This window comes from Microbacterium sp. NPDC097977 (assembly GCF_040302605.1).
Taxonomy (GTDB): Bacteria; Actinomycetota; Actinomycetes; order Actinomycetales; family Microbacteriaceae; genus Microbacterium.
The window spans coordinates 26,059-52,544 of the sequence record NZ_JBEOUR010000016.1; the positions used below are offsets into that span (position 1 = coordinate 26,059).

Here is a 26,486-nt window from a genome sequence, read left to right on the forward strand (position 1 = left end):
GCGGCGACGGTCATGGGCAGGTCTCGAACACGTACCCCTCGACATCCGGAGTGACGAGGTCGCGGTCGCGCAGCACCATCGAGGCCGGGGACTCGGGATCGGCGCACATCTCGCCGAACGACCGGGGGAGCTCGTCGCTGTACTCGATGTCGATCACGGCATCGCCGTAGACGGCGGCGTAGACGCCGCATTCCTCGTAGACCGCGCACTGTTCGACCACGGCGAAGTCGAACCCGGCGCGCTCGTGCAGGACCACCGCATCCTCCGCCGCGTTCTTCTGCCCTGCCGCGAGCCCCGAGGCGTGGGCGACATCGACGAGCAGGGTGGCGAGGGCGAGGTTGTCGTCGAGCGTGAGCGCGTCATGAGATCGCGTGTACGAGTCGAGGTTGTCGAACTCGACCGCGTCGAAGCCCGACGTCGCACACCCCTCGATCCAGGCCCCGACGGTCTCGGCGATGCGCTGACGTCGATCGTCCGTCGACGTGTCGAGCAGAGCCTCATCCGGCCAGTCCGGATCGAACACCGGCTCGCCGCCGCGCTGCAGCACCAGGTCCCTCGGCCAGGACTCGAGCTCACCGGGCTGCGTCTGGAACCCGTTGACGTAGCAGACCGAGTACAGTCCGTCCGCCGGTTCGTCCGACCGATCGCGGCCCACGATGCCGACGCCGTCTGCCGGATCGTAGCCGCCGCCGAGCTGGTAATCGGGGGTGGCGCCCGCCGGCGGGAGAGCGGCATCCGCGGCATCCGGCGCCGAGGCCTGCGCGCAGCCGGCCAGAGCGAGGGCGAGCAGGGCCGCGGCCACCGCGGCCGTCACGCGCCTCAGTTGCCGGCCCCGTACAGTGCGGCGATCTCTTTCGAACCCATCCCCTGATCGTACGTGCCGTGCTGCGGCCATCCGGCGGGCGAGTCCTCCCACTCCTCCTGGCGGCCGTAGGGGAGGAGGTCCACCAGCCCCTGCACGTGGCTGAGGCGCTCGGTGCCGCGGCCGTTCGTGTGCCACGTGCGGTACACGGTGTCACCGTCGCGCAGCAGGACGTTCACCGCGAAGCCCTCGTTCGGCCCGGCATCCATGTCCGCGCCGAAGGTGCTGTCGGCGCTCGAGTACCAGTCCATCCGGTTGCCGACCCGGTCGCGATACGCCAGGGCCTCGTCGATCGGTCCGTTCGTCACGATCACGAAGCGCGCGTCGTAGTACCGCTCGAGCACGTCGAGCCGTGTGAACTGCGAGGTGAAGCCGGTGCAGCCGGGGCACTGCCACTCGTTGCCGTCGGACCACATGTGGTTGTACACGATGAGCTGCGGATGCTCGCCGAAGATCTCGGCGAGACCCACCGGCCCGTCGGCGCCGATGAGCGTGTAGGGCGGCAGCTGCACAATCGGCAGACGACGCCGCTGCGCGGCGATCGCGTCGAGTTCACGGGTCGCCGCCTTCTCGCGCACATGCAGTGCCTCGAGATCGCGACGCCACATGTCGGCATCGACGATGGGCGGAAGGGGAGACGGGGTGCTGCTCATGACGGACCTCCGGATGCTCGGGCGGTGAACTCAGTCTGCGCCCGGCCACCGACACGGTCAACCGATGGGCGTCGAGGCTCCGTCGACCGTCTCGGCGGGCGCGTCTTCGGCCGGGTTGCGACGGATGCCGATCCACGACACCACGCCACCGAGCACGAGCAGGCTCGCGGTGACCAGAGCGGCGTTGTGGAAGCCCGCGAGATCGAGGGTGCCGCCGATGATGGTCGACAGCATCGCCACGACGAGCAGGCCCGCGACACGGGACACGGCGTTGTTGACGGCGGATGCGATGCCGGAGCGCGACTCGTCGATGGCCCCGAGGATCGCCGAGGTGAGCGGCGCGACCGTCAGAGACAGACCGAGTCCCATCACGATCATGGCCGGCAGCACCTGCCACCAGTAGTCGAAGCTCTCGGCGACCGTCAGCAGAAGCAGCGCACCCGCGGCCATGACGATCGGTCCGACCGTCATGAAGATGCGGGGCCCGAACCTGCCCGCCCACGATCCGGCGCGTGAGCTGAGGAGGATCATCAGGATCGTCAGCGGCAGGCTGGCGAGCCCCGCGGCGGTGGCGGTGAGCCCCGCACCCTGCTGCAGGTAGACGCCGACCACGAAGCCGTTGAGCGAGAGGGCGGCGTACACGAACAGGGTCGCCACATTGCCCCAGGCGAAGTCGCGCACGCGGAACAGCGAGAGCGGCATGAGGGGAGCGGTCGAACGCTGCTGGCGCACCAGGAACCACGCGAACAGGGCCGCCCCCGTGAGGCCGGGCACCCAGATCGCGGGGGACTGCCAGCCGAGGTTCGGCTGCTCGATCAGCGCGAACACGACCGCGCCGAGGCCGATCGCGCACAGGGCGCCGCTGAGCCAGTCGACCTTCACGCCGCTCGGCTTCTCGGCGAGCTTCAGACGCGACAGCAGCACCAGCGTGACGGCGATCGGGAGCACGTTGATGAGGAACACGAACCGCCACGACAGGTAGTCGACGAACAGTCCGCCCAGCAGCGGGCCGACCAGCTGAGCGCCGGTCGTGAATGCCGTCCAGGTGCCGATCGCGCGTGACTGCACGTCGGCGCGCATGGTCGCCGTGATCAGGGCCAGTGAACTCGGCACCAGCAGAGCACCGGCCGCTCCCTGCGCAGCCCGGGCGATGATCAGGATGAGCGGATCGGGCGCTGCGGCCACCGCGACCGACGCGACGCCGAACGCGATCAACCCGATGCGCATCACGAGCACCCGGCCATAGGCGTCGGACAGCGACCCCGCGAGGAGGATCAGGGCGCTGAGGGTGATCAGGTACGCGTCGACCACCCACTGCTGGGTCGTGATGCCGCCGCCGAGCTCCCTGCTGATCGCGGGCAGCGCGACGGTCACCACCGTCCCATCGAGGAACGTCACGAACGAGGCGAGCACGGCGACCGAGATCACCAGACGTTGGAGCGGGGCGAAGCGGGAGGTGGCCACAGCCAGACACTACTCCCGCCCGGGGACGGCCGGGGCGGCGCCGCCGACGCGCGCGTCAGAGCGTCGCGGTGCCCTCGAGGTAGAGGTCGCGCAGCCCCGCGGTGCCGTTCTCGGCGTAGGCGCGCAGCTGCCGCTGCGCTCCGGTGCCGTCCGTCGCGATGCGCGCGAGCCCCTCGGCGACGAGATCGGCGTCGCCCAGTCGATCGAGGGTCGGGGTGAGACGGTCGAGCAGACCCGCACTGATGCGTCGGACGGAGGCGACCTCGCCGGTGAGCGGATCGACGAGTCGCGCATCCGGCCCGAATCGTGCGGCCGTCCACAGCGACGCGTCGATCACGTCGAGCGGCATCGGCGCCGCTGCGTCGAAGGCGTCGCTGGTCATGATGCCGCGACACAGGGCGGCGGCGAGAAGGGTGTCTTCGGAATCGAGCTGCGCGTCGAACACCCGCACCTCGACCGTCGGGAAGCGCTCCGACAGCCGCACCGTCCATGACAGCGAACTCGCATCCGCGATCGCCCCCATCGAGATGAGCTGATCGATGCGGGTGCGGTAGTCGTCGAGGTCCTCGAAGTGCGGAGGGCTCCACGACGACGGCATCCGGTGGATCAGGATGCTGCGCCAGCTCGCGAATCCGGAATCGCGGCCGTGGGTGAAGGGGGAATTGCCGGTCAGCGCGAGCAGGGTGGGCAGCCAGGCGCGGATGCGGTTGAGCACGCGTACGCGCTCCTCGTCGCCGTCGACCTCGACGTGCACGTGCACCCCGTTCACCTCGTGCTCGCGCGTGATCTCACCCAGCTGCGCCGAGACGGCGTCGTAGTGGGGGGAGGACGAGACCACGAAGCGGTTGGGGGAGATGAACGGCGTGCCGGAGCAGGCGACGATGGCGCCGTGCATCTGGGCCGCGCGTCCCAGACGACTGCGCGTTCGCCGCAGATCCGCCCTGGCCTGCTCGGTGGTGGTGACGGGCGCGGTGGCCGACTCGAGCTGGCACGTGAGGTACTCCGCGGTGAGGCCGGGACCGACGTCTCGCAGGATCTCGTCGCGCGCCTCGACGCTCATGCCCGAGGGGACGAGGGTCTGCTCATCGAGCAGTACGAACTCCTCTTCGATGCCGAATCGGGCCACGGGGGTGAACCTAGTGGTCCCTGAGCGTGGAGATCAGCTTCTCTTTGCGCATGCGGCTGTAGCCCGACAAGCCCAGCTCCTTGGCGCGGGCGCGCAACTCCGAGACCGTCCAGTCCTCGTAGTCGCCATGCTCTCCGCCGCGTCTGCCGACCGCGCTGCGGCCGTCCCTCGCCGCCGCATTCGAGATGCGCGCGGCCTTCTCCTTCGAGGCGCCGTCGTCTCGGAGCTCCTCGTAGAGCTCCGGATCCTTGAGCGAACTGTTCCTGCGTCCGGGCATGACCTCTACTCCTCTCTCGTCGGCGGGACTGCACCGGCGGGCTCGCGCCCGCCGGTGAGGGACACTCAGTCCTTGAGACCGTCCCGAAGGTTCTCGCCGGCGTTGTGCGCGGCATCCTTCACGTTCTCGCCGGCCTGCTTGGCCGACGCCTTGGTCTGGTCGGCGCGGCCCTCGGCCTCGAGCTTCTCGTTGTCGGTGACCTTGCCGACGCCCTCTTTGATCTTGCCGCCGACCTTCTCGGCCGAGTTCTTGATGTCGTCTGCTCCGCTCATGGCGTGCCGTCCTCTCATCTGTCGATCAATGTCCGACCAACCTCGCACGGGCCACGGATGCTGCACACGGGATTGACAACGAGCGCGGCTCGTGAGAGCCGCGGATCGACCGTCGACGTGGACGTCCGGGCGGACTAGCCTGGCCCTCAGGCGGGTGGTCCTGCCCGTTCTCACCCCGGCTGCGGCCGACGACGGAGGCGGTACAGATGGACTCGATGATGATGGGCGCCATGACGCAGAGCATGAAGTCGATGCCCGACATGGCGGCGATGGACATGTCCGTCCTGCAGGCGTGCATGGACGCCTGCGCGGCATGCGAGCAGGCGTGCACCGTGTGCTCGACGCAGATGATGGACTGCAGCCCCGCGTGCATGAACTGCGCCGACATGGCGGGCACCATGATGAGGTCGATGCTGCGGATGCAGGGGATGACCCCCGCGTCGATGATGGCGATGCTCGACGCCTGCATCGCCATGTGCCAGACCTGCATGGACGAGTGCATGCAGCATGCGGATCACAGCGAAGTCTGCCGGATGTGCGCTCAGGCCTGCAAGGACTGCATGGATGCCTGCATGGCAGTGAAGGACATGATGATGGCGAGCGCCTGAGGCTCGCTCCCCGAACGTCTCAGACGAGTGCGATGTTGAACTGCGTCCGCCCCACGGACAGGACGCCGTAGCGCACGTGCAGCGCGACCGGGGTGCCGACGGGAGCTTCGAGAGCGGCCCCCGCCGCACTCCAGATCTCGTGGGCGGTGCCGTCGAGTGTGCGCACGGCGAGGGTTCCCGAGAGCGCGTCGGCGTGCTCCACGACCGCATCGACCCAGTCGCTCGGCGTCGCCGATGCCATGCGCGCCTGGATGAGGTGCAGGGCGTGGCCGTCGGCGAAGGAGGAGCACGCGAAGCCGTGCCGGCACATGCACGCGGAACGCTCACGCACCGAGAGGGGCGGAAGGCTGTTCAGCGGCGTGGACACGGTGGTCTCCTTCGTGAGTGGACGTTCCGGCAAGAGTAGGTCGGTCGCGACACCGAGGGAACCGGGACCGACACGCGGTGAAACAAACGGGCGTAGACTCTCCGGGTGCTGTTGTCGAAGAGTGCTCCCCGGACGCCGGGTAGAGCGCGGAACGGAGCCGTGGGCGCATTCCGCGCCACGGACAGAGGCTGACGATCGGCCGGAGGCGGAACATCCCGTCCCCGGTGGCCCGTCGTACCCGCATCCGTCGTGATGCGCTCCCTCTTCTCCTGCCGCCGCTCGGCGGCCCGCCGCCTCGCGCGGCCGACACGAAAGTCTGCACCCTCATGCGTCCCATCGACGAGCGCACTCTGCGCGCCTCCTTCCTCAACGCCTCCCGCAAAGAGGTCTCCGACCTGACCCTGCCCCCGGGCTTCGCCGACCTCGACGTCGAGAAGCTCGACTACCTCGGCTGGGTCGATCCGAAGCTCCCCCGTCGCTCATACGTCGTCGCCTGGGTCGACGACGTCGTCACCGGCGTCATGCTGCAGCGGGCGGAGCAGCGCGTTCTCGCCAGGGCGCAGTGCTCCTGGTGCGAGGACGTGACGCTCCGCAACGACGTGCAGCTCTACGTCGCACGCAAGGCGGGCCCCGCCGGCCGCAAGGGCGACAGCATCGGGACCCTGCTGTGCGCGGAGTTCGGATGCTCGCGGAACGTGCGGATGCTGCCGCCCTTGGCCTATGAGGGATACGACCGGGAGCTCGCCCGTGAGATGCGCATCCTCAGGCTGCAGGAGCACGTCGGGGCGTTCATCGCGGCCGTCCGGGGCTAGACGTACTGACCCGGATCGTCGTTGACGGAGGAGAGACGACGAGCAGGCGCTCTCGGCCGCCTGCCTGCTGCACGATCGCCGCGGAGTTCCTGAGCGAGGATCGGGAGGGACGGGAGGATCGGCTCACGGCCGAGGAGCGAGGGCTCAGCCGCGGGCGAGCCGGATGAAGGCCGCGAACGCCCCGTGCACATCGACCGACTCGTCGAGCAGCCATTGCAGTTGCAGGCCGTCCATGATGGCGGCCAGCAGGACGGCAGCCTGCTCAGGTTCCAGGGCGAGATGACCGCCAGCGGCTTCGGCGGCCCTCAGTTCGCCCGCGAATTGGGCACGGATGCGCGCATACCGGTCGACGAAGAACTGATGAGCGGGATGGTCCCGACCGACGGCCTCTCCGGACACCGTCGTGAACACCTCCGTGATGGCGGGATCCTCCAGCACCTGGTCCAGCAGTGCCACCAGGGCATCGAGCAGGTCCATGCCGTGCACGTCCGCCTGCTGGGTGCTGTGCTCCTGATCGCGCTGCTCCAGCACCGCGATGAGCAGTTCGTCCTTCGTCGCGAAGTGATGACGGAGCCCCGTGAACGTGATGCCGGCCTCTTCGGCGATGCCGCGCATCGACGAACCGCTGTAGCCGAACTGGGCGAACACGCGACGCGCGGCCGCGAGGATGTTGTCGCGCTGCGCGACCGATTTCGCGTACGGTCCCCGCGCTTTTCTGCCTGCCACGGAGACCACTGTACGACAGACGTTCTGAAAATATTGCACGTGAGCTGTTTTAGGGCTACTGTCGAGGCAACCTCTCCCAATGACGTGAACGGAGTCCGTAGCACCGTGACCATTCCTGACATCGCCCGGCCGATGACGGCCCTGCCCGACGCCTGGATCGGCGTGAACTTCTGGTCCCGCGTCGGCGGCCCATTCATGTGGCGCAGCTTCGACGAGACGGTCGTGCGCGAGGAGTTGCAGACGCTCGCCGATCACTCCCTCACCGTCACCCGCTCGTTCTTCTTCTGGCCAGACTTCCACCCCGAGCCGTACGAGATCGACGAGGAACTCTGCCGGGCCTTCGCCCGTTTCCTCGACCTCCACTCCGAGACGGGCCTCACCACGATTCCGACCTTCATCGTCGGGCACATGTCGGGACAGAACTGGGACCCGGCCTGGCGGAACGGACGCGACCTCTACACCGACGTCTGGATGGTGGGTCGGCAGGCGTGGTTCATCCAGCAGATGACCGAGCGCTTCGCCGAGCACCCCGCGGTGGCGGGCTGGCTGATCTCGAACGAGATGCCGCTCTACGGGGGCGGAGGAGGCCTGATGGGCCCGGTCGAGCGTGTCGACGGCGCGGCCGTGCGCACCTGGTCGGAGCTCATGGTGGCGGCGGTCAGGGCGGCCGGAGCCACCCAGCCCGTCTCCCTCGGCGACGGGGCGTGGGGTCTGGAGGTGATGGGCCAGGACAACGGGTTCCGGCTGTCGTGGTCGGCCCCGCTCACCGACTGGATCGGTCCGCATTCGTACCACATGAACGACGACCCGGTTCGGCAGAACCTCATCCCCGCCTTCAACGCCGAACTGTGCGCGCCTCACGGGAAGCCGGTCGTGATGGAGGAGTTCGGCGTCACCAGCGAGTTCGCCGCCGACGACAACGCGGCGGACTACTACCGTCAGGTGCTCCACTCGACCCTGGCCGCCGGAGTGACGGGCTGGCTCGGCTGGAACAACACCGACTTCGACCTCGACGCGCAGGAACCCTACAACCACCGCCCGTTCGAGTTGCACTTCGGGCTCACCACGGCCGACGGCACCCCGAAACCCGCGTTGCGTGAACTCGGCGCGTTCGCCAGGGCGGTCCGCGATCGCGGACTCGCGCACGCGACCAGAGCATCGACCCGAACCGGCCTCGTGGTGAGCAGCTACTTCGACGGCGGGTTCCCCTTCTGGGGGCCGGAGGAGTCCCCCGCCCTGCGAGACGCACTGCTCGAGGGCTATATCGCCGCCCGGCTCGCCGACCTCGCCCCCGCTATCGTCCGCGACGACGCGGACGTGCCGGCGCTGCCCCTGCTCGTGGTGCCGTCGGCCAAGGCGATCACCACGCCGGGAGCTCGGGCCCTCGCCGATGCCGCCCGCGCCGGGTCCACCGTCTGGGTCAGCTTCAGCTGCGGGGAGACCCTCAACCAGCGCGGCTGGTGGTGGCCGGGCGTCGACCAGACCTTCGGTGTGCGCCACGCCGCACGGTACGGCCTCGCCGAGCCTGTCACAGGCGATACCGTCGTGCTGCACTTCGAGGAGGCGTTCGGCGATCTGGCCGCGGGCGAGCAACTGGTGCTCCCGGTCGGCGGCCCCGACATCGCCCGCGCCGTCCTCCCGGTCGAGGCGACCGAGGCGCGCGTCGTCGCCCGGGATGCCGAGGGGCGCCCGGCACTCCTCGTGCACGAGACGGGCGCGGGCCGGCTGGTGCTCTGCACCTACCCGGTCGAGCTGTTCGCCGCGCGCACCGGCTTCGTCGATCGCAGTAGCATCGTTCGGCTCTACCGGGCCCTCGCCGAGATCGCCGACGCGGCGGGTCCCGTGCAGGTCTCGGCACCCGACGTCTACGGTGACCTCGTGCACGGTCCAGACGGCGAACCGAGCATCGTGCTGATCAGCGAAGCCGGCGAACGGCGTGAGGTGACCGTCCGCATGGCCGGCCGTGCCGATCTCGAGACGTCCCTCGCGCCCTTCGATGCCGCGATCATCGCCATGGCACCGCTCGACTCCACTTCCTGACTCTCCACCTCACACCCTCAATGACGAGAAAGGCACCACAGCAATGACATCACCCACCACCCGCCGGACACGCCGGGCCGCCCTCGCGGCAGGCACCGTCGTCGCCCTGGCTCTCGGAACAGCGGCCTGCTCCACGGGAGACGCTCCATCGAGCGGCGGCGACGACACCGTCACGACGCTCAGTCTCTACTCCGCCGACAGCCCAGCCGGCGCCTGGCTCACGACGATGGCCGCGGACTTCCAGAAGGAGACCGGCATCACGGTCACCAACGACTTCGTGCTGCAGACCGATCTGCCGACCACTTACGGCAAGTCAGTGGTCGCCGGCAACGAGCAGGATCTGGTCCTGACGAACCTGGTGGGCGACCCCACCACGTGGCTCGCGAACGGCGCCACCGTCGATGTGTCGACCTACCTCGATGAATGGGGCCTGAGCGACGTCTTCGCCGACAACGCCTTGTCGGCATGGAAGACCTCCGACGGCGCGCTCCAGGCCTTCCCCCTCGAGGGATACAACTGGCCGATGTGGTTCAACATGGACCTCTTCTCCCAGGCCGGCATCAGTGCTCCTCCCTCCACCTGGGACGAACTCATCGCTGATTCGAAGGCGCTCCGCGCCGTCGGCGTGCAGCCGTTCGTGGTGGGTGGTGCGGACTACCCCGCACCGGCCGTGGTCACCCTCGTCGCCCTCTCGCTGCTGAGCGAAGAAGAGGTGACCGAGCTGTACGCCTCCGGCGACTGGTCGGGCGCCACCGGCCAGAAGGTGATCGACGGCATCCTGGAACTCCAGGCGGCCGGCGTCTTCGCCGACGACTCCGCAGGCCTGAGCTACTCCGACCAGATCGCGGCGTTCGGCGCGGGCGAGGCGGCGATGCTCTTCGACGGGTCCTGGGGCTACGGCAACGCGGAGAGCACCTTCCCCGACGTGAACATCCAGCTCGGCGGCTTCCCGCTGGCGTCGTCGTCGCCGATCTCCAAGCCGGTGAGCTTCGCCGGTCAGTCGACCGGGGTGTGGGTGTCGCCGAACGGGCAGAAGAACATCGACGCCGTGCAGAAGTTCATCTCGTTCCTCTACGAACCGGAGAACCTCGCGCAGTTCGTGAACATCGGCTACATCTCGCCGGCGAAGCCGGGGTACCTCACCCTTGACACCTCGGCACTCCCGTCGCTGAACGTGGCATCGCAGGAGCAGCTGCCTGACGCGACCACCGTCTACACGCCGACGTACAACTCGCTCTCGCCGACGGTCACCAGCGCCTTCTTCCGCGCCAGCACCCAGGCCTTCGTGCCCGGCACCACCGCGGAACAGCTGACGCAGAGCCTGGAGCAGGCGTGGCAGGCACAGTGATCGACACCCCCCGGCGGCGTGCTTCGGCCCGCCGCCGGGGGGCCGCCGGCCAGGTCGCGGAGGTCACTCCCGCTCTGGCCTGGTATGGGCTGTTCATGGTGGCGCCTCTCGTTGCGATGATCGTGCTCAGCTTCTTCAGCTGGAACAGCCTCGTGGCCTCCCCCCAGCCCAATGGGCTGGACAACTATGCCTATCTCTTCCAGGATCAGATCCTGCGCGTGGCGGTCGTCAACACGATCCTCTACGTGGGGATCGGGCTGTTGCTGATCATCCCGTTCGGCTTCCTGCTGGGCTTCTTCCTCTCCCGCCGGCCGCGCGGGCACGCGGTGCTCTCCATCATCTTCTTCACCCCGTGGATCGTCTCGGCATCTGCGCGGGCGATGATGTTCACAGGCCTCTACCAGCCCAACGGCGCCATCAACAGCATCCTCGACGTCATCGGCCTGGGCGACCTGGGCCGGGTCTGGCTCGCCGACCCCGCCACCGCGCTGGCCGCGGTGATCGCCACCGAAGCCTGGGCGGGCATCGGTGCCACGGCCGTGATCTTCTCCTCGGCGCTCGGCCGGATCCCCGATGAGGTGTACGAAGCGGCCAGGCTGGACGGCGCAGGCATCTGGCGCGAGATCTTCGCTATCGCGATGCCGCTCTCGAAGGACTTCATCGGCCTCATGACCATGCTGCAGTTCCTCTGGCTGTTCCTCGGTTCGGCCGGAACGGTCCTCCTGCTCACCAAAGGCGGACCGGGTTCCACCACCATGACCCTGTCCTTCTACCTCTACGACCAGGCTTTCGTCTCGGGACGGCTCGGCTACAGCCAGACCATCGGCGTGGTCGGCCTGCTGGTGGGTCTGCTGGGCATGGGCATCATCCGCTACGCGTTCCGCACGAAGGACTGACCATGCGATCCCTCCGCTTCCGCTCCGCCGCCGGCTGGACCGCCGCTTACATCCCGGTCGTGCTCTATGCCGCGGCGATCCTGGTTCCCCTCTACTACGTGGTGGTCAGCGCGTTCAAGACGAACGCCGAGATATCCCTGAACCCGTTGGGGCTTCCCAGCTCCTTCAGCTTCGAGAAGTTCTTCGATGCGAACGACGCCGTGAACCTCGTGGCGGCCGAGGGCAACTCGCTCCTGGTCGCGGCCGGATCCGTGGTGCTCACCATCCTGTTCGCTGCACCGGCCGCCCACGGCATCGCCCGGCGCGTGAACCGGTTCTCCTCGGGTGCCCAGCTGGCATTCGGACTGGCGTTCCTCATCCCGCAGTTCGCGGTGCTCGTGCCGGTCTACCTGATCGCCGTGCGCTCCGGGCTGATCCAGGCTCCGCTGTTCTTCCTGATCCTGTTCTACGCGGCCATGAACATCCCGCTGGCCGTGCTGCTGCTGGTGCCCTTCTTCCGCGCCATCCCGAAAGAGATCGAGGAGTCGGCCGAGCTCGACGGGGCCGGCCTGGCGTCGCGGTTGCGCCACGTGCTGCTGCCGATCGTGGTGCCGGGTCTCACGACCGTCGCAATCCTCTGCTTCCTCGCCGCCTGGAACGAGTACATCTTCGCGCAGGTCATCACCAACAGCACCTCCTACACGGTGCAGGTCGCTCTTCCCCTGCTCCGTAACGAGGGCGCCTTCCAGGGCGCTGACGTCGACCTCGGCCGGCTGGCCGCCGGCGTCGTGGTCAGTATCCTGCCCGTCTTCGTGGTCTATGCGATCTTGCGGCGGCGTCTGATCGACGCCTTCGCCGCAGGTGCGGTGAAGGGCTGACCCGCGAGATGACGATCCGATCCAGGCTGGTGGCCACCGCAGCGAAGCTCCCCCCGCGCACCGACGACCTTCAGAACAGCCGGGGCACCTTCGGCTCGAGTGGCCGGTTCGTGCCGTTCCAGAACGATTCTGATGACGGGGCGTACCCCTACGGCGTGATCGGGCCGTGGACCCACGGCTCACCGAGCATCCTCGGCGCCCTGGAACGCGAACGCCGGTCAGACGTGTTCACCACCAGTGCGCCGGGTGTCGCGGGGGAGCGGCGGCTGATGTCGCGCACCTACGCACCACGCAGCGTCAGGCTGCCCATGCTGCCGAGCGGCTGGGACGATCTCCGCGCCGACCGCACGGCGATCACGGAGGATGCGGCATGAACGCCACCGTTCGGCAGGGGACGTGGGCTCCGGGATTCGACGCCGTGCGCGATGCCTTCGACGCCTTCCTCGACGCCGACCCGGAATTCAGCGCACAGCTCTGCGCCTACGTCGACGGCATCTGCGTGGTGGATCTCGCAGGCGGGCCCCACCTCGGCCTTGATGACGTGACGGGTGTCTTCTCCGTCACCAAAGGCGTCGCCGCTCTGGCCCTCGCGACCATCATCGACGACGGCCTGCTCGAGCTCGACGCGACGGTCGCCTCGTACTGGCCGGAGTTCGCGGCCCGGGGAAAGGGCTCGATCTCCGTGCGGCAGCTGCTGTCGCACCGGGCCGGGCTACCGGCACCGGAAGGAGGCGTCACGCAGGAGGATGTGCTCCATTCGGAACGCGGAGCCGCACGCCTCGCCGCTGCCGCACCGCTCTGGCACCCGGGGGCGATGTTCGGCTATCACGGACTCACCATCGGCATCCTGATGGAGGAGCTCGCCCGCCGCACGACCGGCCGAGACCTGCGGTCGATCTACGAGTCCGACGTGCGGCAGGTGCACGGCATCGACTTCTATCTCGGACTGCCGACGGCATATGAGGGCAGATACCGGCCGGTCCTTCCCCCGCGCGGAGCCGACCCCGCTCCCGCGGACGGGCCCGCCCTTCTCACGGACACGCTCGCGGACGCCGCTTTCGGGCGTCTGCTCGGCTCGGTGGACGAGGGCCTATCCGCCTTCGGCCCGAACACACGGGAGATTCGTGAGGCCGGACCCGCGGCCTCGGGCGGAACGGGCTCGGCCCGCGGACTCGCCCGCCTCTACGCCGCCGCACTCGGGCAGTTCGGGACGACTTTCGTGAGCCAGGAGACGCTCGAGCAGATGGCTCGCCTCCACGTCAGCGGACACGACGTGGTCGTCGACGACGAGATGAGCTTCGGCGTGGTGTTCATGAAGCCACAGCCGCGGATGCCCTTCGGCAGCTACCGGGCCTTCGGCCATGACGGAGCCGGTGGGGCCCTCGCCTTCGCCGACCCGCTGCACCGACTGGCATTCGCCTACATCCCCGCCCCCATGACCACCCCCGGTGGAGCGGACCCCCGGGCCGTCGAGCTGTCGCGCATCCTGCGCCACTGCCTCTGACGACCCGTCGCCGCGACACCACACCTACCGGAAGACTAACCAGGAAGCAGGAACCCATGCGCGCAATCGTGTTCGACCGAGCCGGATCGGTCACCCTCACTGAGGTCCAGGAGCCGTCGCCCGGCCCGAAGGACGTGATCGTGGAGGTCGCCGCCGTCGGCATCTGCGGCACCGACACCCACGTGCACGACGGCGAGTTCGAGGGCACCGTCTATCCCCTCATCCCCGGTCACGAAGCCAGCGGCCGGGTGGCGGCGATCGGATCGGAGGTGACGGATCTGGTCGTCGGGGACCCGGTCGTGGTCAATCCCAGCACCACCTGCGGCGAATGCGAGTTCTGTCTCGCCGGCCGGACGAACCTCTGCCGCAACTGGAACGGCCTCGGTGTCGTCGCCAGCGATGGTGCCTGTGCGCGGCTCCTCAGGGCTCCGGTGGCCAACGTCTACCGCCTGAAGGACAGCACCGACCTGTATCAGGCGGCCCTCATCGAGCCGCTGGCCTGCGCGCTGCGCGGCTACGATCTGCTGCCGCGCACGATGGGCTCGCACTACCTCGTCTACGGCTCGGGCACGATGGGCCTGCTGATGGCCCAACTTGCCCCCCGCGCGGGAGCGGCGAGCGTGACGATCGTCGACACCAACCCGTCCCGGCTCGAGGCCGCCCGTGAGCTCGGCATCGAACAGGCCCTCGCCTCGGCCGACGACGCCTCCCGCGACCGATGGGACGTGGTGATCGACTGCACGGGAAACGTGCGCGCGATCGAAGACGGTCTGGGCCGGGTCAAGCCCGGCGGTCATTTTCAGCACTTCGGCGTGGCGCCCACGGAGGCCCGCGCCCAGTACTCGCCGTTCCGCGTCTACCGCGACGAGATCACCATCGTCGGCACCATGGCCGTGCTCAACACCTTCGGGCGCGCCGTGGAGATGTTCGAGGCCGGGGCGATCGACCCCGGGCCGATGATCAGCCACTCCTTCTCGCTCGACGACTACTCCGAGGCGCTCCAGATGTTCCGCGACGGAACGGGCCGAAAACTCCAGATCAGGCCCGGCGACGACCGGTCGCGATCGCTGCTCGCCACCCCGGCACAGACCGTCGCATGAGCTACGTCCTCAACGCGCCGGAGCACTTCCGCGCCGAGATGATCACCGGGTTCGTACGAGCGCACGGGCGCACCGTCAGGGCGGTGCCGGGAGGCGTCGTTCGGAGCCGACCGGGCGCGGCGGGCAAGGTCTCGCTCATCATCGGAGGCGGATCGGGACACTACCCGGCCTTCGCCGGTCTCGTCGGGGAGGGACTGGCTGACGGCGCAGCGATGGGTGAGGTCTTCGCCTCGCCGTCGGCGACCCAGATCACCGACGTCGCCCGCGCCGCGGAATACGGCGGCGGCGTGCTGCTCTGCTACGGAAACTACACCGGAGACGTGCTCAATTTCTCGCTCGCCGAGCAGCGCCTCCGTCGCGAGGGCATCAACTGCCGGACCGTGCGGGTGACCGACGACGTCTCCAGCGCCGACGCTTCCGAACGGCACCGCCGACGGGGCGTCGCCGGCGACCTGGTGGTGTTCAAGGTCGCAGGTGCCGCCGCGGAACGCGGCGACGACCTCGCGGCGGTCGCGGCCGTCGCCGAGCACGCGAACGCGAACACTTTCACGGTCGGGGTCGCCTTCTCCGGCTGCACCCTGCCGGGCGCGGCGGAGCCCCTCTTCTCGGTCGCGAGCGGCCGCATGGCGGTGGGCATGGGGATCCACGGCGAACCGGGCCTCAGTGAGACGGCCCTCGTCTCGGCCGGACGGATCGCCCGGATGATGGTGTCCGCTCTCGCGGAGGAGGGCAAAGCGCTCGACGGCGCACGCCTGGCCGTGGTCGTGAACGGACTGGGGTCGGTGAGCCTCGAGGAACTCTTCGTGCTCTTCCGCGACGTGGCCCAGGTGCTCGACGACGCCGGAGCGGTGCTGGTGGCACCGGAGGTCGGCGAGCTGGTCACCAGTTTCGAGATGGCGGGAGCCTCCCTCACGCTCACCTGGCTCGACGACGAGCTCGAAGAGCTCTGGTGCGCGTCGTCCGGCGCACCGGCCTTCACGCGCACCGAGAATGCCTGGGTCTCCCGGCCGGGCGCGACGGAGGCGGTGGATGACGCGCCGCCGACGGCCACGTCGCGAGCGCCGGGCCAGGCGGATCGCACGACGACTGTGGAGGGCACAGTGGGAGACGGTATGGTCGGGCGGCTCCTCGACGCGGCCCGATCGGCCGTGGATGCCGAGGCGGAGGCCCTCGGACGCCTCGACGCCGTCGCCGGCGATGGCGATCACGGCATCGGCATGCGACGCGGACTCACTGCGGCTGCGGCGGCGGCCCGCGGAGCGCGATCCACACGGAACGCCCTCCATCTGGCCGCCGATGCCTGGGCCGACCACGCCGGGGGCACCTCGGGGGCCCTTTGGGGGCTCGTCCTCGGAGCACTGTCCACGCATCTGCCGGACGGTTGCCCCTCCACCCGGGAGCTGGCGGACGGATGGTCCGCCGCCGCCGAGGCCGTGCAGACCGCCGGGGGCGCCCGGCGGGGCGACAAGACCATGGTCGATGCGCTGCAGCCGTTCGCGGACGAGCTCGCGGCCGATCCGGACCGCCCTCTCTCCGCCTCCTGGGCGGCCGCCGTGGCCGCGGCACGGGAGGGTGCGTCGGGTACCGCGGACCTCGTCGCGAGACAGGGGCGCGCGCGCTCGCACGGCGCCGCCGGCCTGGGGCACCCCGACCCGGGAGCGGTCTCATTCGTCCTCGTGGTGGCCGCCGCCCAGCCCATGCTGGAGGCGTCTCGATGACCGGGCTGCGGATCGTCGTCGGATCCGACGACGCGGGCTTCGAGTATAAGGAGGCCCTGCGGCGCGATCTTGAGCTCGACGGGGGGGTCGACACGGTGACGGACGTCGGCGTGGATGTCTCGGGCCACGCCCCGTACCCGCGAGTCGCGATCGCCGCGGCCCGCGAGGTGGCCGAGGGGCGCGCCGATCGCGCCCTCCTGATCTGCGGGACCGGTCTCGGAGTGGCCATCGCGGCGAACAAGGTGGCCGGCATCCGCGCCGTGACCGCACACGACAGCTACTCCGTCGAACGCGCGATCCTGAGCAACAACGCGCAGGTGCTCACCCTGGGGCAGCGGGTGATCGGCCTCGAGCTCGCCCGGCGACTGGTGAAGGAGTGGCTGCTGTACCGCTTCGACGACACCTCTGCGTCCGCAGCGAAGGTCGACGAGATATCCCGCTTCGAGGCGGAGCGGTGACATGCCTGCGCCGCTGATCGCCGTCAGCCTGAAGATGTACTTCGACCACCTGACCACGCTCGAGTGGGCCCGCGCCGTCCGCCGGCACGACGCCATCGGCCCCGTGATCGGATCAGGCGAGGTGGAGCTCGTCATCCTGCCGGGCCTGGCGAGTCTCGACGCCGTCGCCCGGACCTTCGAGGGCACAGCGGTGCGCCTGGGCGCCCAGGATCTCGCCTGGGCCGATTCCGGCGCGTTCACCGGCGACGTGTCCGGCGCGAGCATCCGTCAGGTGGGCGGGGCGTTCGTGGAGATCGGTCATGCCGAGCGCTTCATCCACCACGGCGAAGACCTGCATCGAGTCGGCGACAAGCTCGCCGCAGCCCTCCGGAGCGGGCTCCAGCCTTTGGTCTGCGTCGGCGAGCACGAGCGCACGAGTCCGGAGACGGCGGCGGAGATCTGCATCGGCCAATGGACTGCCATGCTCGCCCGGTTGCCCGACCGCGGCGGTTCATCCTTCGCCGCATCGCCCCCCGTCATCGCCTACGAGCCGGTCTGGGCCATCGGAGCCGCAGAACCGGCCAGCCCCGATCACGTGGCGAGCGTCGTGCACCGGATCGAAAGCACGGGCGAACTTCCGCCCGGCACCAGGATCATCTATGGCGGATCGGCGGGGCCTGAGCTCGTGCCGCAGTTGAGCGGCGCAATCGACGGCTTCTTCCTCGGGCGCCGCGCCCACGACCCAGAGGTGCTCTGGGACGTCATCGCTGCCGCTATCGGAATGCCGGGTCGAACGCGGTGACGTGGCCGCGGCCACGGGAGGGCGACCCCGCGGCCAGAGGGCGGACGATGTCGGGGCGGTTCGTACGCTGGAGGGATGAAGCTCCTCCTTCTCTCCCGCAATCCCGGCGCGATGCGTCCGTTCCTCGACGGCGCGCGTCCCGGGGTGCCCCTGCGCGTCGGCTACATCCGCGATGCCCAGGTCGCGTACGCCGGTGCGCCCTTCGTCGCCGCCGAACGTCGCGCCGTCGAGGTTCTCGGGCACGAGATCGTCGACATCACGGTGCGGGATCTCACGTCATCCGCCTTCGCGACGACGCTCGCCGCCATCGACGCCGTGTATGTCGCGGGCGGCAGCACGTTCGCTCTGCTCGAGGCGCTCACGATCACGGGGAGCGACGTCGTCCTCGCCGAGCGGGTGCGCGACGGGATGCCGTACATCGGATGCAGCGCAGGGTCGATCATCGCCGGGCCCGACATCACCCCCGCCTCGCTCATGGACGACCCCGCCGATGCGCCGTCCCTCACCGAGTTCGCAGGCCTGGGGCTGATCGACCGCACGGTGATCCCCCATGCCGACGGACTGCTCGAGCCCTACCCGTCCTCGCTGATCGACGAGACCATCGCACGGTACGGATCGAGTCACCGGCTTCTGCCGCTGCGCGACGATCAGGCGCTGCTCGTCGACGGCGATCGGGAGACGGTGATCGACTCGGCGGACTGAGGGGACGACTAGGGAGCAGCGCTGCGGCGCGACATCCGTCTCGTCGTGCGTCGGACGATCTCGAAGCGGGCGGGGCTCTCCGTCGCGGCGGTCGCGGTGGGTTCTGACCTGATCGGAAGTTTCGCCGATCGGCGACTCTGGGCGCCGTCGTCGTAGTTCCTGATCTTCGCCCTTGGCGGCGTGATCCACCGGAAGTGCGTCGCCGCTGTTCTCCTGGTCAAACAGGTCCCGCAGGGCTAAATGAGCAGGTGACCGGCGTTCGTGAGTGCGTCCTCTGCACGATCCGCGTCTCCGCGGGGAACCATCAGTACATCGCCGTCGTAGGTGGAGACGACGAACACAGGGCAGCTGATCGCTGACAGCGGAGACACCAATGACGTCACCACTCCCGTCAATCCGAAGGGGATGGGGCCACCGACGTACAGCGCGGCCCAGGGCCCGTCGATCTCGGCGTCGGGCGGTGCGGAGCCAGCGGGGCACACGATGGATATCTCCTGCGGGGTGCGCGTGATCGAGACGAAGGGGCCTTCGCCGATCACGTCGACCAGGAGGGAACGGACGTCGGACGACACAGGAAAGCGTGCGACGACGTATTCGCCCGGGAGGCGCTGCAGCGTGACGGGGGAAGTGGGCATGAATGCGACCCTTCACTACATCGCGCGGAAGGCTCTCAGCTGGAGCCACTGCATTCGCGCGGTCCTACGATACGGCACTGCCCCGGAGTGCTCAGGGTCTCGGAGCACGAGTGGGCGCGCCGAGACTCGATCTCGTCGCGCGTCACACGATCTCGAAGCGGGCCACCGCCTCCTCCTCGTCGCAGGCGCCGCCGACCCACAGTCGGATCGTGCCGGGCTCGACGCGCTTCACGCCGTCGAGCCCGGTGAACGCGAGACGGTCGATCGGCACCTCGAAGCGCACGACCGCCTCGGTTCCCGGCAGCAGCGCGACGCGGCGGAAGTCCAGCAGCTGGGCGACCGGACGCGCCACGCTCGCGACCTCGTCGTGCGCGTACAGCTGCACCACGTCCGTGGCCGCCACCGCGCCGGTGTTGCGCACCCGTACTGCCGCGTGGAGTGTCTCGCCGGCGGCGACCGATGCGGGGGCTGTGAGCCCCTCGTGCGTGAAGGTCGTGTAGCTCAGGCCGAACCCGAAGGGCCGCACGGGTGTGGGGTCGGCGCTGGTCACATCGGTACGACCGCCCAGCACCGCGTGCAGGTACGAGTACGGCTGCGCCCCCGCCGAGCGGGGCAGCGAGACCGGCAGTCGACCCGACGGCACCACGCGTCCGCTCAGCAGACCCGCGAGCGCCGGAGCGCCCTCCTCTCCGGGGAAGAACGTCTGCAAGACCGCCGCCGGTCGCTGGGGCGCGGCGGCGGGAGCGGATGCCGGGACGGTCGCCGGCGCCGGGGCGTTCACGGCCCCGAGTCCGACCATCGTGCCCGTGGCGCCGGCGCGCTCGGGCAGCGCCCAGTCGAGCTCGTACGGGCGACCGGTCATCGCGATCAGGACCACCGGTGTGCCGGTCGCGACGATGCTCTCGACGAGCTCGCGCTGGATCCCGGGGAGCCCGAGATCCTCGACGTCGTTGCCCTCGCCGACCGTGCCGCGCCCGAACAGCCCGGCGCGATCGCCCACCACGACGATCGCCAGCTCGGCTGCGCGTGCGGCCGCCACCGCGTCGGGGATGCCGGAGCGGTCGGCGCCCTCGACGTCGCACCCGAGGGTCGTGGTGACCTCCGCGAGCGGGAACTCGTCGCGCACGGCGTCGACGACCGTCGGCAGAGCGATGCCGGCGGGCGTCCCGGGGTGGTGCGCGAGCACGTGGTTCACGAACGAATAGCACCCCATCAACGCGTCTGCGCTGTCGGCGTTGGGACCGATCACCGCGATCTTCGAGGGCGCGCTCCCCTCGAGCGGCAGCACGCCGTCATTGCTGAGCAGCACGACCGACTCCTCGGCCAGGCGGCGGGCGAGTTCGCGATGCTCCGCCGGGTCGAGGTCGATGTCGGAGGGGGGCGAGGTGAAGTCGGCATCCAGCAGCCCCAGCTCCTCCTTCTGCGACAGGACGCGTGCGACCGCACGGTCCAGATGCGCTTCGGAGAGCCGGCCGTCGCGCACCTGCGCGGCGAGGGTCAGATAGGCGTCGGGAGAGGGGAGCTCCACGTCGAGGCCCGCGGTGAGGGCGAGTCGCGCCGCCTCCGCCTTGTCGGCCGCGACGCGGTGCATGGTGCGCAGGAAGTCGACGGCGAAGTAGTCCGACACCACGACGCCGTCGAACCCCCACCGGTCGCGGAGGATCTCGGTGAGGTAGTGGGCGTCGGCGGTGACCGGCACACCGTCGATGTCGACGTAGGAGTTCATCACGCTGCGCACCCCGCCCTCGCGGACGGCCATCTCGAACGGGGGGAGGAGCACGTCCTCGATCTCCCGCCGACCGGCGCTGACCGGGGCGTGGTTGCGTCCGGCGCGAGACGCGGAATAGCCGACGAAGTGCTTGAGCGTCGCGTGCACCCCCTCGGACTGCAGCCCTCGGACGTAGGCGGTCCCCACCCGTCCGACGAGCAGCGGATCCTCGGCGATGCACTCGTCGACCCGCCCCCATCGGGGATCGCGGATCACGTCGAGCACCGGGGCGAGCCCCTGGTGCACCCCCAGCGTGCGCATCGACGACCCGATCGCCCGGCCGACCTCCTCGACGAGTTCGGGATCGAAGGATGCGCCCCACGCCAGCGGCGTGGGGAAGGTCGCGGCCTTCCACGCGGCGAGCCCGGTCAGACACTCCTCGTGCACGAGGGCGGGGATGCCCAGTCTGGTCTCCGTCTGCAGCCGACGCTGCTCCGCCCAGAGCCAGGCCGCCCGTTCGGCGGGGTCGACAGGGCGGGTGCCGTAGACCCTCGTCAGGTGACCGATCCCGTGGGCGGTCGCCTCGTCGTACCGGGTCGAGCTCTGCTTCTCGCCGGCCATCGGGGCGACCACCTCATCGCCCTGATCGACCCAGAAGCCGACCAGCTGCGCCTGCTTCTCGTCGAGCGTCATCTCGGCGAGCAGCGCATCGACGCGGGGGGAGTGGCGTGCTTCGCCAGGGGACTGCGACATCGTGGTCTCTTTCTCGTTCTCTTCGTCGTCCGCGATCGCGCGCTCGACGGGATCAGCCCTTGACGGCACCGGTGAGCCCTCCGACGATGCGCCGCTCGAACAGGCTGAAGAAGATCAGTGCGGGGATCATCGACAGCGACGTGAAGGCCAGCACCTTCGCGGTGTCGACGGAGTACTGCGACGCGAACGACTGCACCCCGAGCGGCAGGGTGAAGGTCGCGGCGTCGTTGAGGATGAAGAGCGGCAGCAGATAGCCGTTCCAGCTGCCGATGAAGGCCAGGATGCCGGTCGTGATGACCCCCGGCAGCGACAGGGGCAGAACCATCCGCCAGAAGAAGCCGATGCGACTGCAGCCGTCGATGAACGCCGCCTCCTGGATCTCGTCGGGGATCGCCCGCAGGAACGGCACCAGGATGATGATCGTCGTGGGCAGCGCGAAGGCGATCTGGGGCAGGATCACCCCGCCGAGGGAGTTCATCAGGCCGAGGCTGCGCACCACGATGTACAGCGGGGTGATCGCCACGGTCAGCGGGAACATCAGTCCGGCGGCGAAGAACGCGTAGAGCACGCCTCGGCCCGCGAACCGGTATCTGGCCAGCACGTACGCCGCCATCAGCCCCAGTGCGACGACGCCCACGGTCGTCGCGAGCGCGACGATCGTCGAGTTCAGCACCTGGCGCCAGAAGATCCCGCCGGTGAGCACGTCGAGGTAGTTCCCGATCGCCCATGGCTGGGGCAGGCCCGCGGGATCCGTGGTGATCTGCGCGTTCGTGCGGAACCCGCCGACGATGATGTACGCGATCGGCGCGAGCATCAGGCCCACGGCGATCAGCGCGACGAAGTACACCGTGGGGTTCGCCCAGGGGAGCCGCGGCCTGGACGGGCGTCCGGGACGCTGGGTGACGAGCACCGAGGTGGCGGTCATCGGACGGACTCCTTCTCGAGTTCCGGCGCGACCTGCGCGTCGGGGGTCGTGCGCGTGCGGGGCCGACCCGACGCTCCGGTGAGCGCGCCGTCGGTGTCCTTGCGGAGCACGGCGCGCTGGTAGACGAGGGCGACGACGAGCGAGATCAGGAACAGCACCACGGCGACCGCGTTGCCGTAGCCGAAGTTGCCGGCGTTGCGTCCCTCCGAGACCATGTACGTCGCCATGGTCGAGGTGCCCGCGGTCGAGGCGATGTACTGCCCCCAGATGATGTAGACGAGGTCGAACAGCTGCAGCGAGCCGATGATCGATAGGAACGCCCAGATGCGCAGTGTCGGGGCGAGCAGTGGCAGCGTGATCTGCCACTGGATCTGCCAGTAGGACGCGCCGTCGATGGCTGCGGCCTCGTGCAGCTCCTCGGGGATGCCCTGGAGTCCTGCGAGGAAGAGGATGACGGCGAATCCGACGTACTTCCAGGTGATGATCGCCATCAGGGTCCAGATCGCGATGTCGGGGTTCGAGAGCCAGTCCGTGGCGAGGAATCCCAGGCCGATCTTCTCGAGCAGGTCGTTGAACGCGCCGTTCGTCTGGAGCATCAGGCTCCAGCCGGTGCCCACCACCACCTCGGAGATCACGTACGGGACGAAGATCAGCACGCGGATCAGCGACTGACCGCGCATCCGCCGGTTCAGCAGCAGCGCCAGCGCGATGGCGGCGGGTCCCTGCAGCACCAGGGACAGGACGAGGATGAACCCGTTGTGCGCGAGCGCGTCGAGGAACAGCGGGTCCTGCACGATCGTGAGGTAGTTCTTCAGGCCGACGAAGTCGGTCGGCGGCCCGTATCCCTGCCAGCTGAAGAAGCCGTAGAACGCGGCCATCAGCACGGGGAAGATCACGAACGCGAGGAAGACGACCAGGGCGGGCCCGGCCAGAAGGATCACTTCCAGCCGGGCTCCTGCCTCACGCCTTCGCCGCGGCATCCTGAACGGCCTTGACGATGTCTTCGGGGGTTCCCTGACCGGCGAGCATGGTGACGACGGCGACGTTCAGCGCGTTGCCGACGTTCTGTCCGTAGACGGTGTCGAGCCACTGGGTCGCGTAGGGGGCGGAGTTGTACGCCTCGAGGATCGACTGGAGGTAGGGCTCGGTGACGGCCTCCTGGGCGACGGTGTTGACCGGCGGCGCGTTGAACGCCTGGTAGTACGCCGTCTGCACGTCGGAGGTGCCGAGGTAATTGAGGAAGTCGACGCAGGCGTCGGGCGCATCGACCGAGCAGGAGAAGCCGTCGACACCGCCCATCATCGAACCGGGCTCGCCCTCGCCGCCCTCGATCTCGGGGAACGGGAACCAGCTGAGATCGGCGAGCGGCTCCTCGTCAGGGGTCAGCGAGGCGATGACTCCGGGGTTCCACGCACCCATGAGCTCCATCGCGGCCTGGTGGTTCGCGATGAGGCCGGCGGAACTGCCGGCGCCCTGCTGTGCGGGGGTGGTCAGGAAGCCGGAGTTGAACGGCTCCGTGGCGGCGAAGGACTCCAGGTCCTCCCCGGCGCGGATCCAGCACTCGTCGCTGAAGTCCATCTCGTCGGCGGCTGCGGCGAGGGTGTCGGAGCTGCACTCGCGCAGAGCCAGCCAGTAGTACCAGTGCGCCGCAGGCCACGCATCCTTCGCCCCGAGCGCGATCGGGTCGATGCCCGCGGTCTTGAGCGTGGCGGCCGTCTTCTCCAGCTCGTCGAGCGTGGTCGGGTTCTCGGTGATGCCCGCCTCGTCGAACAGATCCTGGCTGTAGAAGAGCCCGCCGGGCAGCACGGCGACCGGCATGGCGTAGATCTTGCCGTCGAGGCTGTTGGCGGAGTACGCGGCGTCCGGGATCTCGTCCGCGGCTGCACCCGTGATCTCGTCGGTGAGGTCCTTGAGCTGCCCGGCCTTCACCATCGCGGCCATCTTGCCTCCGCCGCGCTGCAGGAAGATGTCGGGGGCGTCGCCGGAGTTCAGCGCGGTCTGCAGCTTGCCGTCGAGGTCCTCGTTCTGCACGGACTGGATCTCGATCGAGACGCCCGGGTTGTCGGCCTCGAAGTCGGCGACCGTCTTCTCCCAGAACTCCACGCCGGGTCCGGTGGTCGAGTTGTGCCAGAGGGTCATGCTGGTGTCGCCGCCGTCACCGGTGCCGGATGCGTCTGCCGTGCAGCCCGAGAGGGCAAGCGCTCCCACGGCCAGGACGGTGACCGCGGAGGCGAGGGGGAGCCTTCTGCTGTTCATGTGATCGTTCTCCTCATCGAGAGTTGCGCACCGCGTCGCTGCGGGCGCCTGCGGACGCTCGGGGGTGAGACCGCAGTGGGATGCAGTCTTCTGCCGTGCTCGAAGGGCGTCAAACGTTTTCGAAAACAGTTTCCATGCGGGAGCGCGCGGGGCTACGCTGGCGTCTCATGGGGGCTCGCACCACGATCCACGACGTCGCTCGGGCGGCCGGGGTGTCGGTGTCGACGGTGTCGAAAGCGGTGAACGGCCGATACGGCATCGCCGATGCCACCGTGCAGCGGGTCCTCGACGCCGTGAAGGATCTCGGATACGAATCGAGTCTCGTCGCGAGCAGCATGCGGGCGCGACGCACCGGAGTCATCGGTGTGCTGCTGGCCGACTTCGAGCCGTTCAGCGCCGAGATCCTCAAGGGCGTCGGCACCGCCGTGCACGACACGGCCTTCGACCTGCTCGCCTACAGCGGCTCGCACCGCGGCGCGGGCGACGGCTGGGAGCGACGCTCGTTGAGCCGGCTCTCCGGCACGCTCATCGACGCGGCGATCTTGGTCACCCCGACCGTGGTCAGCGCGGGGACCGAGATCCCGGTGGTCGCGATCGACCCGCACACGGGGCGCGCCGATCTTCCGACGGTGGAATCCGACAGCTTCGGTGGCGCGCTCGCGGCGACCACCCACCTGATCGGACTCGGCCATCGCCGCATCGGCTTCCTCGCCGGCCGCCCCGACCTGCGCTCGGCGGGACTGCGAGATGCCGGGTATCGGCGGGCGCTGGCCGACGCCGGCATCGTCCTCGACCCGTCGCTCATCGGCATCGGCCGCTACGAGCTGGACGCGACCAGGGAGTCCGCGCGGGTGATGCTCAGCGCGACGAATCGACCGACGGCGATCTTCGCCGCCAACGACCTGTCGGCGATCGCGGTGATCGACGTCGCCCACGAGCTCGGGCTGCGCGTGCCTTCGGATCTGTCGGTGATCGGGTTCGACGACGTGCCGGAGGCCACCCGCCGAGCGCTCCCGCTCACCACGATCCAGCAGCCCATGCGCCGGCTGGGGTCGGTGGCGGCGGAGATGGTGTTCACGCTGCTGTCGGGTCAGGCGATCGACGAGATGAACGTCATCCTGCCGACGCGTCTCGTGGTGCGGGCGACGACGGCGCCGCCGTCGCGGTGACCTCGCGCACTCGCCGCCACGCGGCATCCGCCAGCGCCGCGGACAGACGGGTGAAGTCCGCCACGCTCGCGCCGCCTGGCCAGTCTTCCGGCAACATCGACGGCGGCAGGCCGGGGTCGAGATAGGGCAGCACGCGCCAGCTGTCGATCAGGCGCACGTACCCCGCGAAGGGGTCGTCGGGGAGTGCCGCGAGCGCCGACTGGAAGGTGAGGTGCTCGGCACGCAGTGCATCGAGATCCCACCAGGCCGCGGCGGCCTCGTGCGGCGTACTCGCCATGACCGGACTGTGCGCCTGGAACAGCGTGACCCAGGGGTGCGCGTCGAGATCGGTGACGATCTGCCAGGCCTCGTCCTGCAGGTGACCGGGGCAGATCCAGAGAGCTGGCGACACGACCCCCGCGCCGATCCAGTGCAGTCGACGGCGCAGCTGATGGCGCACACCGCGGGCGCTCTCGGGGATCGAGAACGA

28 protein-coding genes are annotated in these 26,486 nt (G+C 69.4%); 14 read left to right on the forward strand and 14 right to left on the reverse strand.

All coding sequences use genetic code 11. The features are described 5' to 3' along the window. Positions 1-10: 10 nt before the first annotated feature. From ABTZ43_RS05940 to ABTZ43_RS05965, 6 genes are all read right to left on the reverse strand, one after another. The gene (locus tag ABTZ43_RS05940) at positions 11-814 is read right to left on the reverse strand and encodes an endo alpha-1,4 polygalactosaminidase (protein ID WP_350538160.1); all 804 of its coding nucleotides are present in this window, start codon (positions 812-814) and stop codon (positions 11-13) included. A gap of 5 nt (positions 815-819) precedes the next feature. Further along, complete coding sequence (locus ABTZ43_RS05945; protein WP_350538161.1) at positions 820-1,515, reverse strand: DUF899 family protein; 696 nt, start codon at positions 1,513-1,515, stop codon at positions 820-822. A gap of 57 nt (positions 1,516-1,572) precedes the next feature. Further along, positions 1,573-2,979 carry an MFS transporter gene (locus tag ABTZ43_RS05950; protein ID WP_350538162.1) on the reverse strand — a complete coding sequence of 469 codons (1,407 nt, stop codon included), beginning with the start codon at positions 2,977-2,979 and terminating at the stop codon, positions 1,573-1,575. 55 nt (positions 2,980-3,034) lie between these two features. Then, positions 3,035-4,105, reverse strand: a complete 1,071-nt coding sequence (locus ABTZ43_RS05955) for a carboxylate-amine ligase (RefSeq protein WP_350538163.1) — start codon at positions 4,103-4,105, stop codon at positions 3,035-3,037. 10 nt (positions 4,106-4,115) lie between these two features. Further along, positions 4,116-4,382: a DUF7218 family protein gene (locus ABTZ43_RS05960; protein WP_056415735.1), complete on the reverse strand. Its 267-nt coding sequence runs from the start codon at positions 4,380-4,382 to the stop codon at positions 4,116-4,118. A gap of 65 nt (positions 4,383-4,447) precedes the next feature. Further along, positions 4,448-4,654 (reverse strand): CsbD family protein, encoded by a 207-nt coding sequence (locus ABTZ43_RS05965; RefSeq protein WP_149422407.1) that lies wholly within the window; start codon positions 4,652-4,654, stop codon positions 4,448-4,450. Positions 4,655-4,860: 206 nt separating this feature from the next. Here ABTZ43_RS05965 and ABTZ43_RS05970 point away from each other — a divergent pair, with 206 nt between their 5' ends. Then, positions 4,861-5,262: a four-helix bundle copper-binding protein gene (locus tag ABTZ43_RS05970; RefSeq protein ID WP_350538164.1), complete on the forward strand. Its 402-nt coding sequence runs from the start codon at positions 4,861-4,863 to the stop codon at positions 5,260-5,262. Positions 5,263-5,281: 19 nt separating this feature from the next. Here ABTZ43_RS05970 and ABTZ43_RS05975 read toward each other — a convergent pair whose 3' ends face one another. Further along, positions 5,282-5,629, reverse strand: coding sequence for a hypothetical protein (locus ABTZ43_RS05975; RefSeq protein WP_350538165.1), 348 nt, complete (start codon positions 5,627-5,629; stop codon positions 5,282-5,284). Between the two features lie 326 nt (positions 5,630-5,955). Between ABTZ43_RS05975 and ABTZ43_RS05980 the strand changes: the two genes are divergently transcribed. Continuing rightward, entirely contained in the window at positions 5,956-6,441 is a 486-nt protein-coding gene (locus ABTZ43_RS05980; RefSeq protein ID WP_149422409.1) for an FBP domain-containing protein, read from the forward strand. A gap of 144 nt (positions 6,442-6,585) precedes the next feature. Here the strand turns inward: ABTZ43_RS05980 and ABTZ43_RS05985 are convergent, their stop codons facing one another. After that, positions 6,586-7,206, reverse strand: a complete 621-nt coding sequence (locus tag ABTZ43_RS05985; protein ID WP_350538166.1) for a TetR/AcrR family transcriptional regulator — start codon at positions 7,204-7,206, stop codon at positions 6,586-6,588. A gap of 66 nt (positions 7,207-7,272) precedes the next feature. Here ABTZ43_RS05985 and ABTZ43_RS05990 point away from each other — a divergent pair, with 66 nt between their 5' ends. The 11 genes from ABTZ43_RS05990 (at position 7,273) to ABTZ43_RS06040 (ending at position 18,571) form a co-directional block, all read left to right on the forward strand. After that, positions 7,273-9,207, forward strand: coding sequence for a glycoside hydrolase 5 family protein (locus ABTZ43_RS05990; protein WP_350538167.1), 1,935 nt, complete (start codon positions 7,273-7,275; stop codon positions 9,205-9,207). Between the two features lie 43 nt (positions 9,208-9,250). Next, positions 9,251-10,555 (forward strand): ABC transporter substrate-binding protein, encoded by a 1,305-nt coding sequence (locus tag ABTZ43_RS05995; RefSeq protein ID WP_350538168.1) that lies wholly within the window; start codon positions 9,251-9,253, stop codon positions 10,553-10,555. Further along, entirely contained in the window at positions 10,540-11,451 is a 912-nt protein-coding gene (locus ABTZ43_RS06000; protein ID WP_350538169.1) for a carbohydrate ABC transporter permease, read from the forward strand. Before ABTZ43_RS05995 ends, ABTZ43_RS06000 begins: the two co-directional genes overlap by 16 nt. Before the next feature lie 2 nt (positions 11,452-11,453). Then, positions 11,454-12,308, forward strand: a complete 855-nt coding sequence (locus ABTZ43_RS06005) for a carbohydrate ABC transporter permease (RefSeq protein ID WP_350538170.1) — start codon at positions 11,454-11,456, stop codon at positions 12,306-12,308. 8 nt (positions 12,309-12,316) lie between these two features. Continuing rightward, on the forward strand, positions 12,317-12,682 hold the full coding sequence (locus ABTZ43_RS06010; RefSeq protein WP_350538171.1) for a hypothetical protein: 366 nt from the start codon (positions 12,317-12,319) through the stop codon (positions 12,680-12,682). Further along, on the forward strand, positions 12,679-13,812 hold the full coding sequence (locus ABTZ43_RS06015) for a serine hydrolase domain-containing protein (protein WP_350538172.1): 1,134 nt from the start codon (positions 12,679-12,681) through the stop codon (positions 13,810-13,812). The genes ABTZ43_RS06010 and ABTZ43_RS06015 overlap by 4 nt, the downstream gene beginning before the upstream one ends. A 56-nt stretch (positions 13,813-13,868) precedes the next feature. Further along, positions 13,869-14,912 (forward strand): zinc-dependent alcohol dehydrogenase family protein, encoded by a 1,044-nt coding sequence (locus ABTZ43_RS06020; RefSeq protein WP_350538173.1) that lies wholly within the window; start codon positions 13,869-13,871, stop codon positions 14,910-14,912. After that, positions 14,909-16,630: a dihydroxyacetone kinase family protein gene (locus ABTZ43_RS06025; RefSeq protein ID WP_350538174.1), complete on the forward strand. Its 1,722-nt coding sequence runs from the start codon at positions 14,909-14,911 to the stop codon at positions 16,628-16,630. Before ABTZ43_RS06020 ends, ABTZ43_RS06025 begins: the two co-directional genes overlap by 4 nt. After that, a complete protein-coding gene (locus tag ABTZ43_RS06030; protein ID WP_350538175.1) occupies positions 16,627-17,088 on the forward strand; it encodes a ribose-5-phosphate isomerase in 462 nt (153 codons plus the stop codon). The genes ABTZ43_RS06025 and ABTZ43_RS06030 overlap by 4 nt, the downstream gene beginning before the upstream one ends. A gap of 1 nt (position 17,089) precedes the next feature. Next, the gene (locus tag ABTZ43_RS06035) at positions 17,090-17,869 is read left to right on the forward strand and encodes a triose-phosphate isomerase family protein (protein ID WP_350538176.1); all 780 of its coding nucleotides are present in this window, start codon (positions 17,090-17,092) and stop codon (positions 17,867-17,869) included. A 75-nt stretch (positions 17,870-17,944) separates the two neighbouring features. Beyond that, on the forward strand, positions 17,945-18,571 hold the full coding sequence (locus ABTZ43_RS06040; RefSeq protein WP_350538177.1) for a Type 1 glutamine amidotransferase-like domain-containing protein: 627 nt from the start codon (positions 17,945-17,947) through the stop codon (positions 18,569-18,571). A 236-nt stretch (positions 18,572-18,807) separates the two neighbouring features. Here ABTZ43_RS06040 and ABTZ43_RS06045 read toward each other — a convergent pair whose 3' ends face one another. The 5 genes from ABTZ43_RS06045 to ABTZ43_RS06065 all read right to left on the reverse strand — a co-directional run bounded on the left by ABTZ43_RS06045 (position 18,808) and on the right by ABTZ43_RS06065 (position 24,848). Beyond that, positions 18,808-19,206 carry an ACT domain-containing protein gene (locus tag ABTZ43_RS06045; protein ID WP_149422411.1) on the reverse strand — a complete coding sequence of 133 codons (399 nt, stop codon included), beginning with the start codon at positions 19,204-19,206 and terminating at the stop codon, positions 18,808-18,810. A 142-nt stretch (positions 19,207-19,348) separates the two neighbouring features. Continuing rightward, complete coding sequence (locus tag ABTZ43_RS06050) at positions 19,349-21,667, reverse strand: beta-xylosidase/alpha-l-arabinosidase (RefSeq protein ID WP_350538178.1); 2,319 nt, start codon at positions 21,665-21,667, stop codon at positions 19,349-19,351. Between the two features lie 52 nt (positions 21,668-21,719). Further along, positions 21,720-22,592 (reverse strand): carbohydrate ABC transporter permease, encoded by an 873-nt coding sequence (locus tag ABTZ43_RS06055; RefSeq protein WP_056415754.1) that lies wholly within the window; start codon positions 22,590-22,592, stop codon positions 21,720-21,722. After that, positions 22,589-23,572: a carbohydrate ABC transporter permease gene (locus ABTZ43_RS06060; RefSeq protein ID WP_350538179.1), complete on the reverse strand. Its 984-nt coding sequence runs from the start codon at positions 23,570-23,572 to the stop codon at positions 22,589-22,591. Before ABTZ43_RS06060 ends, ABTZ43_RS06055 begins: the two co-directional genes overlap by 4 nt. Beyond that, entirely contained in the window at positions 23,553-24,848 is a 1,296-nt protein-coding gene (locus ABTZ43_RS06065) for an ABC transporter substrate-binding protein (protein ID WP_056415761.1), read from the reverse strand. Before ABTZ43_RS06065 ends, ABTZ43_RS06060 begins: the two co-directional genes overlap by 20 nt. Positions 24,849-25,015: 167 nt before the next feature. Between ABTZ43_RS06065 and ABTZ43_RS06070 the strand changes: the two genes are divergently transcribed. Next, the gene (locus tag ABTZ43_RS06070; RefSeq protein WP_350538180.1) at positions 25,016-26,017 is read left to right on the forward strand and encodes a LacI family DNA-binding transcriptional regulator; all 1,002 of its coding nucleotides are present in this window, start codon (positions 25,016-25,018) and stop codon (positions 26,015-26,017) included. Here the strand turns inward: ABTZ43_RS06070 and ABTZ43_RS06075 are convergent. Further along, positions 25,962-26,486 (reverse strand): PaaX family transcriptional regulator C-terminal domain-containing protein (locus tag ABTZ43_RS06075; protein WP_350538181.1); only part of this gene is annotated, 525 nt, incomplete at its 5' end. The genes ABTZ43_RS06070 and ABTZ43_RS06075 overlap by 56 nt on opposite strands.

Bases quoted from the DNA above. Each gene is read 5' to 3' on its own strand.
- ABTZ43_RS05945 (WP_350538161.1), bottom strand. From the start codon at position 1,515: ATGAGCAGCACCCCGTCTCCCCTTCCGCCCATCGTCGATGCCGACATG.
- ABTZ43_RS05960 (WP_056415735.1), bottom strand. From the start codon at position 4,382: ATGCCCGGACGCAGGAACAGTTCGCTCAAGGATCCGGAGCTCTACGAG.
- ABTZ43_RS05965 (WP_149422407.1), bottom strand. From the start codon at position 4,654: ATGAGCGGAGCAGACGACATCAAGAACTCGGCCGAGAAGGTCGGCGGC.
- ABTZ43_RS05970 (WP_350538164.1), top strand. From the start codon at position 4,861: ATGGACTCGATGATGATGGGCGCCATGACGCAGAGCATGAAGTCGATG.
- ABTZ43_RS05980 (WP_149422409.1), top strand. From the start codon at position 5,956: ATGCGTCCCATCGACGAGCGCACTCTGCGCGCCTCCTTCCTCAACGCC.
- ABTZ43_RS05995 (WP_350538168.1), top strand. From the start codon at position 9,251: ATGACATCACCCACCACCCGCCGGACACGCCGGGCCGCCCTCGCGGCA.
- ABTZ43_RS06005 (WP_350538170.1), top strand. From the start codon at position 11,454: ATGCGATCCCTCCGCTTCCGCTCCGCCGCCGGCTGGACCGCCGCTTAC.
- ABTZ43_RS06010 (WP_350538171.1), top strand. From the start codon at position 12,317: ATGACGATCCGATCCAGGCTGGTGGCCACCGCAGCGAAGCTCCCCCCG.
- ABTZ43_RS06015 (WP_350538172.1), top strand. From the start codon at position 12,679: ATGAACGCCACCGTTCGGCAGGGGACGTGGGCTCCGGGATTCGACGCC.
- ABTZ43_RS06020 (WP_350538173.1), top strand. From the start codon at position 13,869: ATGCGCGCAATCGTGTTCGACCGAGCCGGATCGGTCACCCTCACTGAG.
- ABTZ43_RS06025 (WP_350538174.1), top strand. From the start codon at position 14,909: ATGAGCTACGTCCTCAACGCGCCGGAGCACTTCCGCGCCGAGATGATC.
- ABTZ43_RS06030 (WP_350538175.1), top strand. From the start codon at position 16,627: ATGACCGGGCTGCGGATCGTCGTCGGATCCGACGACGCGGGCTTCGAG.
- ABTZ43_RS06035 (WP_350538176.1), top strand. From the start codon at position 17,090: ATGCCTGCGCCGCTGATCGCCGTCAGCCTGAAGATGTACTTCGACCAC.
- ABTZ43_RS06040 (WP_350538177.1), top strand. From the start codon at position 17,945: ATGAAGCTCCTCCTTCTCTCCCGCAATCCCGGCGCGATGCGTCCGTTC.
- ABTZ43_RS06045 (WP_149422411.1), bottom strand. From the start codon at position 19,206: ATGCCCACTTCCCCCGTCACGCTGCAGCGCCTCCCGGGCGAATACGTC.
- ABTZ43_RS06050 (WP_350538178.1), bottom strand. From the start codon at position 21,667: ATGTCGCAGTCCCCTGGCGAAGCACGCCACTCCCCCCGCGTCGATGCG.
- ABTZ43_RS06055 (WP_056415754.1), bottom strand. From the start codon at position 22,592: ATGACCGCCACCTCGGTGCTCGTCACCCAGCGTCCCGGACGCCCGTCC.
- ABTZ43_RS06060 (WP_350538179.1), bottom strand. From the start codon at position 23,572: ATGCCGCGGCGAAGGCGTGAGGCAGGAGCCCGGCTGGAAGTGATCCTT.
- ABTZ43_RS06065 (WP_056415761.1), bottom strand. From the start codon at position 24,848: ATGAACAGCAGAAGGCTCCCCCTCGCCTCCGCGGTCACCGTCCTGGCC.
- ABTZ43_RS06070 (WP_350538180.1), top strand. From the start codon at position 25,016: ATGGGGGCTCGCACCACGATCCACGACGTCGCTCGGGCGGCCGGGGTG.